13 protein-coding genes and 1 riboswitch are annotated in these 15,205 nt (G+C 66.9%); of the genes, 9 read left to right on the top strand and 4 right to left on the bottom strand.

Annotation, left to right across the window (positions count from 1 at the left end):
• The first annotated feature begins 62 nt into the window (after positions 1 to 62).
• The 8 genes from ACQ0O7_RS19545 to ACQ0O7_RS19510 all read left to right on the top strand — a co-directional run bounded on the left by ACQ0O7_RS19545 (position 63) and on the right by ACQ0O7_RS19510 (position 6,452).
• The gene (locus ACQ0O7_RS19545; protein ID WP_430783559.1) at positions 63 to 899 is read left to right on the top strand and encodes an ABC transporter ATP-binding protein; all 837 of its coding nucleotides are present in this window, start codon (positions 63 to 65) and stop codon (positions 897 to 899) included.
• On the top strand, positions 896 to 1,687 hold the full coding sequence (locus ACQ0O7_RS19540) for an ABC transporter permease (RefSeq protein ID WP_430783558.1): 792 nt from the start codon (positions 896 to 898) through the stop codon (positions 1,685 to 1,687). The genes ACQ0O7_RS19545 and ACQ0O7_RS19540 overlap by 4 nt, the downstream gene beginning before the upstream one ends.
• Complete coding sequence (locus ACQ0O7_RS19535) at positions 1,684 to 2,802, top strand: histidine kinase (protein ID WP_430783557.1); 1,119 nt, start codon at positions 1,684 to 1,686, stop codon at positions 2,800 to 2,802. Before ACQ0O7_RS19540 ends, ACQ0O7_RS19535 begins: the two co-directional genes overlap by 4 nt.
• Positions 2,799 to 3,416, top strand: a complete 618-nt coding sequence (locus ACQ0O7_RS19530) for a response regulator (RefSeq protein ID WP_430783556.1) — start codon at positions 2,799 to 2,801, stop codon at positions 3,414 to 3,416. The genes ACQ0O7_RS19535 and ACQ0O7_RS19530 overlap by 4 nt, the downstream gene beginning before the upstream one ends.
• 22 nt (positions 3,417 to 3,438) lie before the next feature.
• A complete protein-coding gene (locus tag ACQ0O7_RS19525; protein ID WP_430783555.1) occupies positions 3,439 to 3,726 on the top strand; it encodes a helix-turn-helix domain-containing protein in 288 nt (95 codons plus the stop codon).
• A gap of 316 nt (positions 3,727 to 4,042) precedes the next feature.
• Positions 4,043 to 4,261 carry a winged helix-turn-helix domain-containing protein gene (locus tag ACQ0O7_RS19520; protein WP_430783554.1) on the top strand — a complete coding sequence of 73 codons (219 nt, stop codon included), beginning with the start codon at positions 4,043 to 4,045 and terminating at the stop codon, positions 4,259 to 4,261.
• Between the two features lie 254 nt (positions 4,262 to 4,515).
• Complete coding sequence (locus ACQ0O7_RS19515; protein ID WP_430783553.1) at positions 4,516 to 5,841, top strand: AAA family ATPase; 1,326 nt, start codon at positions 4,516 to 4,518, stop codon at positions 5,839 to 5,841.
• Positions 5,842 to 5,906: 65 nt separating this feature from the next.
• Positions 5,907 to 6,452, top strand: coding sequence for an RloB family protein (locus ACQ0O7_RS19510; protein WP_430783552.1), 546 nt, complete (start codon positions 5,907 to 5,909; stop codon positions 6,450 to 6,452).
• A gap of 98 nt (positions 6,453 to 6,550) precedes the next feature.
• Here the strand turns inward: ACQ0O7_RS19510 and ACQ0O7_RS19505 are convergent, their stop codons facing one another.
• The gene (locus ACQ0O7_RS19505) at positions 6,551 to 6,934 is read right to left on the bottom strand and encodes a hypothetical protein (RefSeq protein WP_430783551.1); all 384 of its coding nucleotides are present in this window, start codon (positions 6,932 to 6,934) and stop codon (positions 6,551 to 6,553) included.
• 396 nt (positions 6,935 to 7,330) lie between these two features.
• A riboswitch (cyclic di-GMP riboswitch) is annotated at positions 7,331 to 7,409 on the top strand.
• Positions 7,410 to 7,550: 141 nt separating this feature from the next.
• Between ACQ0O7_RS19505 and ACQ0O7_RS19500 the strand changes: the two genes are divergently transcribed.
• Positions 7,551 to 10,814, top strand: a complete 3,264-nt coding sequence (locus ACQ0O7_RS19500; protein WP_430783550.1) for a Calx-beta domain-containing protein — start codon at positions 7,551 to 7,553, stop codon at positions 10,812 to 10,814.
• Positions 10,815 to 10,866: 52 nt separating this feature from the next.
• Here the strand turns inward: ACQ0O7_RS19500 and ACQ0O7_RS19495 are convergent, their stop codons facing one another.
• Genes ACQ0O7_RS19495 through ACQ0O7_RS19485 form a run of 3 tightly spaced genes read right to left on the bottom strand, consistent with a single transcriptional unit; the run spans position 10,867 to position 15,160 of the window.
• Positions 10,867 to 12,765 (bottom strand): ABC transporter ATP-binding protein, encoded by a 1,899-nt coding sequence (locus tag ACQ0O7_RS19495; protein ID WP_430784006.1) that lies wholly within the window; start codon positions 12,763 to 12,765, stop codon positions 10,867 to 10,869.
• A gap of 53 nt (positions 12,766 to 12,818) precedes the next feature.
• Positions 12,819 to 14,558 carry an ABC transporter ATP-binding protein gene (locus ACQ0O7_RS19490; RefSeq protein WP_430783549.1) on the bottom strand — a complete coding sequence of 580 codons (1,740 nt, stop codon included), beginning with the start codon at positions 14,556 to 14,558 and terminating at the stop codon, positions 12,819 to 12,821.
• Positions 14,552 to 15,160: a TetR/AcrR family transcriptional regulator gene (locus tag ACQ0O7_RS19485; protein WP_430783548.1), complete on the bottom strand. Its 609-nt coding sequence runs from the start codon at positions 15,158 to 15,160 to the stop codon at positions 14,552 to 14,554. Before ACQ0O7_RS19485 ends, ACQ0O7_RS19490 begins: the two co-directional genes overlap by 7 nt.
• Between the last annotated feature and the right edge of the window lie 45 nt (positions 15,161 to 15,205).

Here is a 15,205-nt window from a genome sequence, read left to right as displayed (position 1 = left end):
GACACCGCCTGACAGCCGCACGGTCGTCCCCTGTCGTCCGGTTCTCCGCGAAGCTCTTATCCATGGAAGCCATCGAGGTAACCGGACTTCGGAAGACATACAGCGGCCGTGACGCCGTCGCGGGCATCGATCTCGTCGTCGCCCGCGGCGAGATCTTCTCCCTGCTCGGCCCGAACGGGGCCGGCAAGACCACCACCGTGGAGATCCTGGAAGGACACCGCCGCCGGACCGCCGGCGACGTGCGGGTCCTCGGCGAGGACCCGGGGCGGGCCGGCTCGGCCTGGCGTTCCCGGATCGGCATCGTGCTGCAGGACGCCTCCGACGCCGCCGACCTCACCGTACGGGAGATGGTCCGGCACGTCGGCGGGTTCTACCCCGGCGCGCGCACCCCGGACGAGGTGATCGACCTCGTCGGCCTCACCGCCAAACGGGACAGCCGGATCCGCACCCTCTCCGGTGGCCAGCGCCGCCGCGTCGACGTCGCCCTCGGCATCGTCGGCCGCCCCGAACTGCTCTTCCTCGACGAACCGACCACCGGCTTCGACCCGGAGGCCCGCCGCCAGTTCTGGGACCTGATCCGCACCCTGGCCGGCGACGGCACCACCATCGTGCTGACCACGCACTACCTGGACGAGGCGGAGGCGCTCGCCGACCGGCTGGCGGTGGTGGCGGACGGCCGGATCGTCGCCGAGGGCACCCCGGCCACCCTGGGCGGCCGGGCCGCCGGGCAGGCACGGGTGGCCTGGACCGAGGACGGCGCCCGCCGGACCGAGCAGGTGGCCGACCCGACCGGCCTGATCCGGCGCCTGCTGGACACCGGCGTCGACCTGACCACGCTCACCATCAGCCGGCCCACCCTGGAAGACGTCTACCTCGACCTGATCGGAGCGACCCGATGAGCACCCTCGCGATGAGCGCCCGCCGAGGGCACGTCGAGATCCTGACCTTCCTGCGGGACCGGACCGCGGTGGTCTTCACGTTCTTCTTCCCGGCCCTGCTCCTGCTGCTGTTCGGCACCATCTTCGGCAGCGAGTCGACCGACGGGGGAGTGGCGGTCAGCCGGATCTTCACCGCCAGCATGATCGCCTACGGGGTGCTGAACACCGCGTTCGTGACGATGGGTGCCGGACTCGCGATGGACCGGGAGGACGGGACACTCAAGCGGCTGCGCGGCACACCGATGCCGGCTACCGCGTACCTGATCGGGAAGGCTCTTCTGGTCCTGGTGTTGAGCATCGCCGAAGCGGCGATCCTGATCCTGCTCGGGGTCCTGGTCTTCGACATGCCGCTGCCGCCCGCCGGGCACTGGCTCACCTTCGGCTGGATCTTCCTGCTCGCCGTGATTGCCTGCTCGCTGCTCGGCGTCGCGGTCAGCGGGCTGGTGAAGAACGCCCGCAACGCCGGCGCCATCCTCAACGTGCCGGTGGTGGCCCTGCAGTTCGTCTCCGGCGTCTTCATCCACCCGATGAGCCAGCTCCCGGACTGGCTGGAGAAGGTCGCCTCGGTCTTCCCGGTCCGTTGGATGGCGCAGGGCTTCCGCTACGTCTTCCTGCCCTCCTCCGCCGAGACGCAGGAGATCGGTGGCACCTGGAACCTCGGCGGGGTGGCCGTGGTGCTCGCCGTCTGGTGTGTGGTCGGATTGATCCTGTGCCTGGTGACGTTCCGGTGGAGCGGCCGCGACAAGTGACGAGCCCCTCGATCCGGTTGTGGGATCTGTACCTCCTGGTGGTCGCGATCGCTATGGCGATCGCGGTCATCGTGGTGGACGGACACCCCCCGGCCCCTCGGATCATCGCGGTCGGCGCCATCGCCGGGATGACCGTGCTCTACCTCGCCGCCGCCCGCCGGATGATCCTGCGCGACCAGGAGAGTCTTCTGGTCGCCGCCGCCTACCTGCCGCTCTTCGCCCTGGCCGTCGCCGTGATGCCGCTCGCCACGTGGCTGCTGTTCGGCGTCATCCCGATCTTCTTCATGGTGACGCCGCTGCGGACCGCGATCGCCCTGGTGGTGGCCGTCAACATCATCCCGGTCGTGCTGGAACTCCGCGCCGACCCCGGCGGCATCGCCATCGACCTGGTGATCGCCGCGATCTCCACCGCCGCGGGGATCTGCATCGGCGTCTGGATCACCGCTATGGCCCAGCAGAGCGAACAGCGCGCCCAGCTCATCGCCGAGCTGGAGGCCAGCCGGGCCGAACTCGCCCGGCTCTCCCACGAGGCAGGCGCCGCCACCGAGCGCACCCGGCTCGCCGGCGAGATCCACGACACCCTCGCCCAAGGCTTCACCAGCATCATCACCCTGATCCAGGCGGTCGATCCGGAGCTGCGCGACGAGCGGCTGGCACTCGCCGTGCGGACCGCCAAGGAGAACCTGGCGGAATCCCGGGCCATGGTCGCGGCCCTCTCACCGTCGGCGCTGGCCGACGCCTCACTTCCCCTTGCGGTACGCCGTTCGACCGCCCGTTTCAGCGAAGAGTCGGGAGTGCCCTGCTCGTTCCGGATCACCGGCGACGAACGTGCCCTGCCCACCCGGGCCGAGGTGGTGCTGCTGCGCGCCGCCCAGGAGTCGCTGACCAACGTCCGCCGGCACGCCGCGGCCCGGGAGGCGGCAGTGGTCCTGGCGTATTCGCCGTCGTCGGTGCGCCTGGTGGTCCGCGACGACGGCGTCGGCTTCGAACCGGACAGTCCCGGCGGATTCGGCCTGTCCGGGATGCGGGCGCGGGCCACCGAAGCCGGCGGCACCCTGACCATCCGCAGCTCCGCCGCCACCGGCACCACCCTCGACCTGGAGATACCCGCATGATCCGGATCCTGCTCGTCGACGATCATCCGGTGGTACGGATGGGGTTGCGCGGCATGCTCGACGCCGAACCCGACCTGACCGTGATCGGCGAGGCCTCCTCCGGCGTCGAGGGTGTGGCACTGGCCCGCACCGAACTCCCCGACATCGTGCTGATGGACCTGCGGATGCCCGGCGGCGACGGCGTGGACGCCATCGGCCGGATCCTGTCCACCACCACCGGGGTCCGGGTGATGGTGCTGACCACCTACGAATCCGACCGTGACATCCTGCGGGCCATCGAGGCCGGCGCCACCGGCTACCTGCTGAAAGACGCCTCCCCGGCGGAACTGGCCGACGCGGTCCGGGCCGCCGCCCGCGGCGAGACGGTGCTGGCCCCCAGCGTGGCGTCGACGCTGGTCCGGCAGGTCCGCGCACCCGCCCCACCGGCCCTGTCGGCCCGTGAGACCGAGGTGCTGCGCCTGGTGGCGGCCGGCCTGACCAACGCCGACATCGGCCGCCGGCTGTTCATCAGCGAGGCCACGGTCAAGACCCACCTGCTACGAGCCTTCAACAAACTCGACGTAACCGACCGAACAGCAGCCGTAACCACCGCGATGCGCCACGGCCTGATCTGACGACCGCGAACAGGGGTGAACGATGACGGGATACCGCACCGAGTGGGCTGTTCCGGACGAGCATCGGGAAAGCGCCGAATACATCGAGGCCGGCACTCGGATCGCCCTCGGTCAAGCCGTTCATGACCGGCGGACTGCCCTGGGGATCAGCCGGTCCGAGCTTGCCGCACGGACCGGCATCACACCGACAGTGATCTCACGGTTGGAGGGCGGTGCGGTCACGCCCACACTTCCCATGCTGCATCGCCTGGCGAGCGTTCTGGACCTCCAGATCACCGGTACCGGGATGCGCGCGGAGGTCGATCGGTGAATTCACCGCAGCTCCTTCGTGGAGTGTCTGACTGATCGGGGACGTGCTGGACTCGCGCGGTGATGCGCGGGACGTCCGGAACCTCAGTCGTCTCCTGCGCCGACTCGGGTGACCCGGTCCGCGGATGCGGGATGCCGTGCCGGTCGGGGTCCGCCGTGGGCTCGAACATGAGAAGTCCGTAGCCGGGTTCCGTGCTGGGTGCTGACCGGGAAGCGACATCGACATCCTAGCCCACCCTTATGTGCAAGGACGCAACCTTATATCGGTGGCTGTCGTTCGTAGCATGGTCCTTGAGCATGGGGAGCAGGGAGAAGACGTGGCCAAGTCCAAGACCCAGTCGGTCATCGACGACATCACCGAACAGATCGCCTCCGGACGGCTCAAACCAGGTGAGCGGTTGCTGAGCACCGCCGAGATGTGCGCGCACTACGGGGTGTCGATAACCGTGGTCCGCAACGCGGTGCAGTGGCTCAAGGCGAAGGGTCTCGTCGAAGGACTGTCCGGGGTCGGCGTCTTCGTCACCGAAAAGGAGTAGGCCTCCCGCGCGGCTCGCTGGCCCGCGCCGGTGACCAGTACGGCGGAGCGCCACGTTCTCCTCTGATCCTGATTCCCCTCGTGTCGTATCTCGTCGAGTGGCCGGACCTCGTCGTCGGGCGGCCGGGCGCCGGAGGATGAGTGGCGGCCCTCGTCAGCGGCTGAACGGTGGCACCGATGACGTTTTCGTGGAAGAATCGGGCAGGAATTCCCGAAAACCGTGGTCTAAACGCAAAGCTTCTACGGAGACAGGCCATGCTGCTGAGATTTCGCGTCGCCAACCACGGGTCGATCCGTGATGAGATGACCATCGCCTTGACCACGTCGGCGATGCGGGGTGCCACGCCACCCGGCGGCGATTGGCTGCAGGCGACGACACGTGTCGCCGGTCTCTACGGGCCGAACGCGGCTGGGAAGTCGACGATGCTCGACGCCATGGATCATTTGGTCCGTGCGACTCGGCATTCAGCGACCCGATGGGCGGAAAGGGGAGCCTTTCCGTACGTTCCTTTTGCTCTTGACGACGTCTCCTCGAGTGAGCCGTCGCTCTACGAGATCGATCTTGTGAGTGGAGGGATCCGATACACCTTTGGATTCCGGTCGACAGCGAAAGGAATCCTGGAGGAGTGGCTCTACTCGTATCCCAGTGGGCGGAGGCGGGTGCTGTACGAGCGTGATGGGGACACCTTCTCGTTCGGGCGCCACCTGACGGGCGACAACGTAGTTCTCGGAAAGGCGACGAAGCCTACATCGCTGTTCATGTCGTCGGCGGCGAACAACAGGCATCAGATCATCTCGCCGATCCACCATCAGATTTCCCGTCACATCAAGTACGCAAGGCTCAGTGAATCGGATCGTCAGAGTCGTTTGCAGTGGATCATGGGTTCGGTGGAAAGGGAGGGCGGGCTCCTCGATCTCGCGGGAGCGCTGCTGAGATTCGCGGATGTCGGAATCACTGGTGTAAAGGTCCGTGAAGAAACGCCGACTGACGAGGTCGCTCGTGTCGTGCGGAAGATTCATGAGGCGCTTGCGACGGACGAATCGAATAAGGCCGACCTGGAGCGCCTCATGGAGCAGATGGCAAGGAAGCTCCAGTTCGTGCACGAATCCTCCGGATCTGATGCGGGTGCTCTTCTGGAGCTTGCGCAAGAAAGCAGTGGGACGGTGGCTTGGCTCAGCCTGGCGGTTCCGGCAATCGATGCCCTGAAGCGAGGTGACTTGTTTCTGGTCGACGAAATCGATTCAAGTCTTCATCCGAGTCTGACCTCTCAGCTTATTCAGATGTTCAAGAGTGGGCGGTTGAACAGATCTGGCGCACAACTCGTATTCACATCTCATGACACCTCCCTGCTCGGCGGCCTCCACGGCAAGATCCTGGATCCTGAGGAGATCTGGTTGGCAGAAAAGGCGGGTGACGGGGCAACCGACATCTACTCGGCCGCTGAGTTCTCCATCAGGTCGCGTGACAACATCGAGCGTCGTTATCTCCAAGGCAGATACGGTGCCGTCCCGATGTTTTCAGCAGACGACCTTGAGGCCGTGCTTGCTGAAGCGGGCGGAACTCTGAGGGCTTCGGCATGAAGCACTCGGGTTCATCGAACCTGCAGCGAAACAGATCGCGGGCCGAGCGAAGCCGTATCCTCGTGGTGACCGAGGGGGAGGCGACGGAGCCGCAGTACCTGAACGGATTGGCGAGGTATGCGCGCGCAACCGGACTCGTGGTCAGCACTGCGAGCGTATTCGGGATCGGGCGGGATCCGTTGAGTGTCGTGCGTAGGGCGGTTGTTCTCAGGGACGAGGACAACTCGAAGAACAGAAGTCCGAGGGATCGCTACGAGAGCATATGGTGTGTATTCGACGTCGATGAGCATGCCACTATCGACGCCGCACTCATTGAAGCGCAAGCAGAGGGATTCAAAGTGGGGGTAAGTAACCCGTGCTTCGAAATATGGCTGCTCTGGCACTTCGAGGATCATTTCGCAGAAATCAGCAGGAAGAATCTTCGAAACAAGCTGAAGCCGAGAGGGTGTGGTGAGAAGAAGATCCCTCGAAACTTCGATTACTCGAAATTCCAGGAAGCCTCACGTCGTGCTCGAAGCCGGCCTTCCGTGAAGTCGGACTATTCAATTCCAGCAAATCCCGGTACCGGTGTCCTCTCCCTTGTCGGTGCAGTGATGGGTGGAGGAACGTAGATCGCCCCGTCTTCGGGGGTGTTGTAGCAGCGATCCCATGAGCTATGGCGTGTCTCTCCGCGCCACCCGGATGCCGGCTGCGGGATGAACAGTGCGGATCATCTGCTGGTCCACGTTGTGATGGCGCCGTCGGTGGAGTCGGGACGGTGGCGGGCCAGGAAACGGTCCAGGACGGCCAGCGCGCCCCGGGCTTTTGCCAGTTCCTCGGCGGGAACGGCGTTGTCGGCGCGCAGCCACGCGTCGAGGGCCTCGCGGACGACACCGGAGAATCCGTCGGGATGTCCAGCGTTCTCGGCCGCCTCCACCAGGTCGAGCGGAAGGCGGACGCTCTTCTTGATGGTCATCCGTACGCCGGTCTCCGGGTCGACGTGGGAGCGAACGGTGACTCGGTCCGGTCCGGCGACCAGTACCGCGGAGGTGGTGCCGCCCTGTCTCCAATGGTCGAGATCGGCATCGTCGGGGCTGACCGGGGTGCGGCTCATGGCTGTTCTACCCCCATGCGGTGCTCTCTGCGGGGCTTGATGGCCCCGTGATCCGGTGAATGGCGATGTCCCACGCCGCAGTGTCGCACGGCGTCGGACAGGCGACCGATGAGAAGGGTGCGCCATTGACCGGTCGTCAGAGAAGGCCACCGCGATGCGTCATGGGCTGATCTGAAGCGGTCGGAAGAGCGTCCGTTCGGCCTACCCGGCGGCTGTTCGCCGGTGCTTCAGCGTGGCCGCGAGTAGGTTCTCTCCGGGGTCGATTACCGGCGATGTGAAGGGCTTTCGACCGAAAAACCCGTTCCACCACTAACGGGTGTATACGCCGGTTACATTGCAGTTGGCGTCGCCTCACCTTGCGTGCAGGCGCCGACGCCCCCGACCGCCCCCGTGCGGTACCCGAACAGGCAAACCCGTCGCGAGACGGGGACGCAAAGCCAGGGGCCTCCCCGCTGGAGGCAGCCCAGCCGCCGAAGGAGACAGGAAGAGAATGCGTCATCGACCAATCCAAACGGCGCCGCGAGAGCGGGTGCCGTACACGCTCTGGGGAACAAAGCGAGTCAAGCGGCTCTTAGCGACCGCGACCGCTGCCGCCGTCGGCTTCGTTCCCGCCGTCATGGTTCCCTCGGCCGCCTGGGCCGCCCCGATCGACTTCCTGACCATCTCGAACGCCGAGACCTGGGAAGGCGGCAAGCTCGTCTTCACCGTCACCTACACCGGCACCACCGCCGCGAACTTCGACTTCGGTCTGGTCGATGGGACGGCCACACTGGCGGACGGCGACTTCTCGGCTCTGACCGATGCCAACTCGCCCTCCTTCGTCGCGTCCTCCACCCCGCCGCAGATCTCGTTCCCGATTTCGAGTCCGAGCGCACCGGCCAAGGCGACCGTCACGGTCAGCATCCCGGACGCGGGTCTGACGGACGCCGCCACCGAGACGCTGAAGCTGCAGGCCGTCCCGACCGGCGACACGATTCCCGCGGCGGCGTCCACCGATCCGCAGGCCAACGGCACCGGAACGATCTGGAACCTCGACACCGCCAACGACATCATCCTCACCGCTCCGGTGGAGACCGAGGTCGAGACGGCGACGGGTGGTGTCCAGCGGAAGGTGACAGTCACCGCGAAGCAGAAGAATCCGCAGCAGCATGACGTCACCATCCCGGTGAAGACGCTGGACGCGGTGCTCGACCTGGACAACAACGGAACGCCGGACAGCCCCGTCAGCTATCTCACGAACTGGGCCACCTCCGAGGGCAACGCGAACCGGGACTACACCGCTCTTCCGACCGACGCGAAGATCGTGATCCCGGCGAACGAGACCTCCGGCAGCATCTCGATCGAGCTCTGGGACGACACCTCGCACGAGACGGCGACCCAGTACTTCCGGGTGGAGAAGGACGCCAGCCGGACCACGCTGGGTGGCGCGGTGGTTCCGGGCCAGGGTGCCGTGCAGATCGGCATCAAGGACGACGACCCCGAGCCGAAGATCAGCGTCGGCGACGCGGCGACCGTGAAGGAAGGCGCTCCGCTGACCTTCCCGCTCATGTTGACGAACCCGTCGGAGAAGCCGGTCACCGCCTCCCTGAACGCGCTGGGTGTGGCGACGGGCACCGCCAAGGCGGCCACCGTCGGGGCGACCAACGTCGACCCGAACGACGTGGTCTGGGGCATCGGCGTCACCGGCACCGACACCGTGACGGTGCCGTCGTACGCCAAGGGCAGCAACGTCATGATGCCGACGACGCTGTTCCCGACGAACCTCTTCGAGGGGCCGGAGAACGTCCGGGTCACGCTCAGCAGCCCGACGAACGCCGCACTCGGCACACCGACGACCGCGAACGGCATCGTGACCGATGTCCAGGCCGGTCAGACCGTCGAGTACAGCACGGTGGATCCCTTCGCCGCGGGTACCAAGACGTGGACCGAGGGCAACAGCGGCCCGGTCGAGAAGAAGATCTGGCTCCGGTTCGCGGCGGGTTCGACGCTGCCGACGACGCTCAACTACAAGTTCGCCGATGGCACCGCCAAGAACGGTGAGGACTTCATCGGCAGCGCGGGTTCGATCTCGGTGCCCGCCAACAGTGACCTGGTCTCCATCCCGGTCACCATCATCGGCGACCGGATCGACGAGCCCGACGAGAAGTTCAAGCTCGTGGTCACCGACCCGAACGCGGTGGCCAGTGTGGCCTCCACCGGTGAGGTCGAGTTCACGATCACCGACGACGACCCGGCGCCGTCCTGGTCGACCGCCGACGTCTCTCTCCTGGAGGGCAACACCGGCGCCACGATGGCGATGGTCCCGATCAACCTGAGCGGCCCGGTCGGCACCGATGCGGTCTTCACCGCGGTCATCGCCGACGGCGGCGCTGTCGAGGCGGCCGGCACGGTCGGTGGCAACGACTACGATCTGCCGTCTGTTCTGAGCGTCACGGTCAAGGCGGGGGAGTCCAAGGGCGTTCTCTCGGTTCCGATCAACGGTGACGTGATCTATGAGCGGGACGAGGCCTTCACGGTCACCTTCACGCCGCCGGCCACGATCATCGACAACTCGGGTCCGGACACCATCCGCGCTTCCCGTGTGGTGATCGAGAACGACGACGCGCAGCCGAAGCTGACCTACGCTGCCGCGGCAGGCCCCGAGGGCACCTCGGTGACCGTGGTTCCGACAGTCGTCGGCAAGTCGCAGTACGCGTACGACATCGGTTTCGCGGTGACTCCGGGCAAGGTGGACCCGGCGACCAGCGGGGTGGACTTCGAGGTCCCGGCCACGCTGATCAACAACGCGTCGATCCCGGCCGGCTACGAGGGCGCGCTCTCCAAGCTGACCCCGACGCCGTTCAACCTGCCGGCGTTCCCGCTGCTCAACGACCTCATCGACGAACCGACCGAGACGTTCATGGTCACCGCGACCGAGGCCAGCTCGATCCTGCGGGGCTTCGCGATCTCCTCGACCGAGGTCCGGATCACCGACGACCCGCTGGACCTGCCGCCGGCCGCGTCCATCGATGACATCACCGTCAACGAGAAGGACGGGTTCGCCGAGGTTCCGGTCTCGCTGGCCTTCATCGGTGAGGCGACCTCGACCGTCCAGACTGTCACCATCCCGTTCTGGACCGAGGACGGCACCGCCAAGGCGGGCCAGGACTACGACAAGGTCGCGGGCAAGCTGGAGATCCCGCCGGGCTCCCTGAAGTGGAGCATCAAGGTCCCGATCATCGACGACTGGGACGCCGAGGGCGACGAGAACTTCAAGGTCAAGCTCGGTACCCCGGGGCCGCTGGGCGCGCTGGTGATCAAGGGCGGCGCGACCGTCACGATCAAGTCGGACGACAAGGCGGTCAAGCCGACCCTGACGGCCAAGGGCCCGGCGAAGGGCGCCGGCAAGGTCTCCTTCGAGGGTATGGCCACGCCGAACAGCACGGTTCAGCTGTGGGGCGCCGCCCTGCCGACCACCGATGTGAAGAAGTTCAAGGTGCTCGCCTCGACCGAGGCGGACGCCAAGGGCTGGTTCAAGTTCACCGACCGGTCGGTGACCACCGGTATGGCGTTCGCGGTCTCCTCGCAGGGTGAGGTCTCCGCGGTCAAGACGGTGAAGCTGACGCAGAGCCCGTCGCTGTCGCTGAGCAGCACCAAGGGCAAGCTGACCGCTTCGGTCACCGGTAACCCGAAGGTGGGCGGCCAGACGGTCACGGTCTACTGGCTGAGCGGCAAGACCTGGAAGAAGATCGACTCCGGCAAGACGGCGTCCAACGGTGTCTACAAGGACACCTGGACCCAGAAGTCGAAGGCGAAGCTGAAGATCCGGGCCTCGGTGGTCAACTCCACCGCCGGGATCAACCTCGGCTGGACCGCCGAGAAGTGGATCACCATCAAGTAACACCGGTACCGATAAGAAAGGGGGGCGGCCCGACGGCCGCCCCCCTTTCCCGTTAATCCACCTCGGCGACGGCCTCGGCGAACTGGGCCGAATACAGCCGGGAGTACGCCCCGCCCGCCGCGAGCAGTGACTCGTGGGTGCCCTGTTCGACGATGGTGCCGTTCTCCATCACCAGGATCACGTCGGCGTCGCGGATGGTGGAGAGGCGGTGGGCGATGACGAAGCTCGTCCGGCCGGTGCGCAGGGTGGCCATGGCCCGCTGGATCAGGACCTCGGTGCGGGTGTCGACGGAGCTGGTGGCCTCGTCCAGGATCAGGATGCTGGGTTCGGCCAGGAAGGCGCGGGCGATGGTGACCAGCTGTTTCTGCCCGGCGCTGACGTTCGAGCCCTCCTCGTCGATCTTCGTGTCGTAGCCGTCGGGCAGCATCCGCACGAAGCCGTCGACGTGGGCGGCCTCGGCTGCCCGTGTCACCAGATCCGCAGAAGGCGAGGAGGCGCCGTAGCCGATGTTCTCGGCGATGCTGCCACCGAACAGCCAGGTGTCCTGCAACACCATCCCGATGTGTGAACGCAACTGTTCACGGGGCATCGAGGCGATGTCGACCCCGTCGATGGTGATCCGGCCGGACGTCACGTCGTAGAACCGCATCAGCAGGTTGACCAGGGTGGTCTTGCCGGCGCCGGTGGGGCCGACGATGGCCACGGTCTGGCCGGGTTCGACGGTCAGGTTCAGGCCCTCGATGAGCGGCTTGTCCGGCAGGTAGCGGAACGAGACGTTCTCGAAGGCGATCCGTCCCTGCACCCCGTCCAGCGCTACCGAAGCCGGCTCGGGGGACTGTTCTGGGGCGTCCAGCAGGGCGAATACCCGTTCCGCGGAGGCCACCCCGGACTGCACCAGGTTCGCCATGCTGGCCACCTGGGTGAGCGGCTGGCTGAACTGGCGGGAGTACTGGATGAACGCCTGCACCTCGCCGAGGGTGAGCGTGCCGGACGCCACCCGGAGCCCGCCGACGACCGCCACCAGCACGTAGTTCACGTTGCTGATGAACATCATGGCCGGCTGGATCAGGCCGGAGATGAACTGTGCGCGGAAGCTGGACGCGTACAGCTTGTCGTTGTGTTCGGCGAACGTCGACGAGGCCTCGTGCTGCCGGCCGAACACCTTGACCAGGGTGTGCCCGGTGAACATCTCCTCGATGTGCCCGTTGAGCTGGCCGGTGGTCTTCCACTGGGCGACGAACTGCGGCTGGGACCGTTTGCCGATCACCGTGGTCAGCCAGATCGACACCGGCACCGTGACCAGGGCGATCAGAGCCAACAGCGGGGAGATCCAGAACATCATGCCGAGTACGCCCACAATGGTCAGCAATGCCGTCGCCAGCTGGGCGAAGGTCTGCTGCAGGGTCTGCGCGATGTTGTCGGTGTCGTTGGTGGCGCGGCTCAGCACCTCGCCGCGCGGCTGCTGATCGAAGTAGGACAGCGGCAGCCGCCCGAGTTTCTCCTCCACCTGCTGCCGCAGGTCGTAGACGGCGGCCTGGACGGCCCGGGTGGTGAGCCGGCCCTGGAGCACACCGAAGACCCACGCGAACAGGTAGATCAAGGCCACCCAGGCGAGCACCCGGCCCAGCCGGTCGAAGTCGATGCCCTGGCCGGGCACGAAGTCGATGCCGGCGAAGAGGTCGGCCTGGGTGTCCTTGCCCTCGGCGCGCAGACCGTCGACGGCCTGTGCCTTGGTGATCCCGGCCGGGAGCATCTTGCCCAGGAACCCGGAGAAGATCACGTCGGTGGCGCGGCCGAGCAGATACGGCCCGAGGACGGAGAGGAAGACTCCGACCGCACCGAATGCGAGCGCTCCTCCCACGTACACCCGCTGGGGTTGGAGAAGTCTGAAGAGACGCTTGGTGGAGCCTTTGAAGTCTTCGAGCTTCTCGGGCGGCCCGCCGGCCATCATCGCGCGTGCCGCGGGCGGCCCACCCGGAACGGGCCCTCTGCGCTGGGGCTGAGTCATCGGGCGCTCGCCTCCTCCACGGTCAACTGCGACAGGACGATCTCCCGGTACGTCGGGCTGGTCTCCATCAGGTCCTCATGGGTGCCGGTGCCGACGACCTTGCCGTCGTCGAGCACGATGATCCGGTCGGCGTCGCGGATCGTGCTGACCCGCTGGGCCACGATCACCACCGTGGCGCCGGTGATGTGCTCGGTCAGGGCGGCCCGCAGCGCCGCGTCGGTGGCGTAGTCGAGGGCCGAGAACGAGTCGTCGAACAGGTAGATCTCGGGCCGGTGCACCAGGGTGCGGGCGATCGCGAGCCGCTGCCGCTGCCCGCCGGAGACGTTGGTGCCGCCCTGGGCGATCGGCGCGTCGAGCTGCCCTTCCATCGACTCGACGAACGACCTGGCCTGCGCGATGTCGAGGGCCTGCCACAGCTCTTCGTCGGTGGCGTCCGGATTGCCGTAGCGCAGGTTGGACGCGACGGTGCCGGTGAACAGGTAGGGCCGTTGCGGCACCAGGCCGATCACACCGGCCAGCAGGCCGGGATCGATCTCCCGGACGTCCACGCCGTCCACCAGCACCTGGCCCTCGGTGGCGTCGAAGAGCCGGGGGACCAGGTTGAGCAGGGTGGTCTTGCCGCTGCCGGTGCTGCCGATGATCGCGGTGACCTCGTCCGGGCGGGCGGTCAGATGTACCCCCGAAAGCACACCTGCCTCGGCCCCGGGATAGTGGAATCCGACGTCGCGCAGCTCCAGCTCGCCGTGCCGGGCCAGGGTGGTGACCGGCGTCCTCGGCGGGGCGACGCTGGACTCGGTGCTCAGCACCTCGTCGATCCGCTCGGCGCAGACCTCGGCACGCGGCACCATCATGAACATGAAGGTGGCCATCATGATCGACATGAGGATCTGCATCAGGTAGCTGACGAACGCGGTGAGCGCGCCGACCTGCATGCCGCCGCTGTCGATCCGCATGCCGCCGAACCAGAGCACGGCCACACTGGAGATGTTCACGATCAGCATCACGGTCGGGAACATCAGCGCCATGATCCGGCCGACCCGCAGCGACACCTGGGTCAGATCGTCGTTGGCCACTCCGTACCGCCGGCGCTCGTGCTCGTCACGGACGAACGCCCGGATCACCCGGATGCCGGTGATCTGCTCGCGCATCACCAGGTTGACCCGGTCCAGCCGCTCCTGCATGGACCGGAACAGCGGCCGCATCCGCGCGATGATCAGGCCGATCACGGTGACCAGCAGCGGCACGATGACCAGCAGCAGCCCGGAGAGCGGGGCGTCCTCGCGCAGGGCCAGCACGATGCCGCCGACGCACATGATCGGCGCCGACACCATCAGCGTGAAGGTGAGCAGGACCAGCATCTGGATCTGCTGGACGTCGTTGGTGGTCCGGGTGATCAGCGACGGGGCGCCGAACTGGCCCACCTCGCGGGCGGAGAACTCCTGCACCCGGGTGAAGATCGACGAGCGGAGGTCACGGCCGACGGCCATGGCGGTCCGGGCGCCGAAGTAGACCGCGACCGCCTGCGCGGCGATCTGCAGCAGGGTGATGCCGAGCATGCCGGCGCCGACCCGCATCACGTAGCCGGTGTCACCCTGGACCACACCGTTGTCGATGATGTCCGCGTTGAGGGCGGGCAGGTAGAGGGTGGCGATGGTCTGCAGGAACTGGAACAGCACCACCAGGGTGATGTCCCGGCGATAGGGCCGTAGATGGACTCTCAACAACTTGATCAGCACGTCGGGGTCTCCTTGATGTGGATGCCGTCGAGCAGCAGAGCCGCCAGATCCGCACCACTGAACGAGTCGGGCTCCCCGTAGGGCCCGAAGGTGTTGGCGCCGCAGAACATCAGCAGCAGGTGGGCGGCGCGGGCCGGGGTCACCCGGAGACGCTCCGCGTCGGGGGCGAAGACGTCGGCGAGCGCGACGCCGAGCCTCTCCCGGTTGGCGGTCATCCGGGCGACGGTCTCCGGATCCTGCTCACCGACCATGATCAGCTTGCGGGCCGCGTGCATCAGGTGGGCCCGCTCCAGGAACCGCCGGTGCACCAGTTCGGCGGCGACGATCACCCGCTCGCGCAGTGGCGCGGACCGGTCGATCGCGGCCAGCCCGTCCAGGTCGGGTTGCGGGTCGAGCGCCTTGAGCACCGAGCAGACGACGAGCTGGCTCTTGGTCTCGAAGACGCCGAAGATGGTGCCCTCGGCCACCCCGGCGGCGCTGGCGATCTGCCGGGTGCTCACCTCCAGCCCGTGCTCGTGCAGCAGCGGGATGGTCGCCTCGATCAGGGCGGCCCGGCGCTCCTCCGGAGCCATCGCCGGGACCCGTCTGCGTCGGTTCTCCATGACGGCCGACTTTAATGAGCGAGTACTCACTCAGACAAACGAATT

Origin of the sequence: Actinoplanes sp. G11-F43 (assembly GCF_050589265.1) — a bacterium.
Classification (GTDB): domain Bacteria; phylum Actinomycetota; class Actinomycetes; order Mycobacteriales; family Micromonosporaceae; genus Actinoplanes.
Note: the sequence above shows the minus strand (reverse complement) of the source record. Positions and strands in the feature narration are given on the sequence as shown.